Below are 707 nucleotides of genomic sequence, written 5' to 3'. Positions count from 1 at the left end.
CGAAGAAAAGCACCGCAGCTGGAAGGTCATCGGTTTGACTGCCGGAGTTCTGATGATCCTTTTGTCGAAGTCCCGCATGGGCTTGGTCGGGTTGGTGGTCTGCTCCCTGTCACCCCGCCTCTTGCCACTTGTTGCCCGCAGCTTGGGGTGGATTCTATTGTCTACAGTCACCACCACCGTAGCCGTTTGGGGCGCCGCCTTTGTCGAGTTCGGCAACCGAGCCCTCTACAGCTTCAAATCCGCGCGCGCCGACAGTACCCGCGTACGCGAAACGCTGCAGCGCATCGCATATGAACGATGGCAATCAGACGCGATGGTTTTCGGGCACGGCACGGTCAGACCAGGAGCGCATCTTGTTGAGTACATGCCGATCGGCAGCCATCACACCTGGTACGGATTGCTATTCGTGAAAGGGCTGACCGGATTTGCCGCGTTTCTCGTTCCTTTCCTCGGTCATTTAGCAATCGTCACCCTGGACGCCATAAAGTCGGAACGCGGGAGGCTGCCGCTCGGGCTGTTGCTCACTGTTCTCCTGCTGACTTTTGGAGAGAACGTCGAAATCCAAACCTATCTCCTCTGGCCGACCTTACTGATGCTCGGATTGCATTTGCGAGAGGTCAAATCAGTGTGTCTGGGAAGCTGATACGCCGCTAGGATTGTTGCGATACCAGCGTAGTGTCAGACGTCATTCTTTTGGGTTGGTTCAA

1 pseudogene is annotated in these 707 nt (G+C 56.2%); it reads left to right on the top strand.

From position 1 onward, the window contains the following. Positions 1-643, top strand: a pseudogene (locus tag ACR0JF_RS23355) (O-antigen ligase domain-containing protein); the annotation flags it as partial. Positions 644-707 lie beyond the last annotated feature (64 nt).

Source organism: Ruegeria sp. BG11, assembly GCF_056538565.1.
The sequence above is the reverse complement of the archived record's forward strand: the minus strand, read 5'-3'. Positions and strand labels throughout refer to the sequence as shown.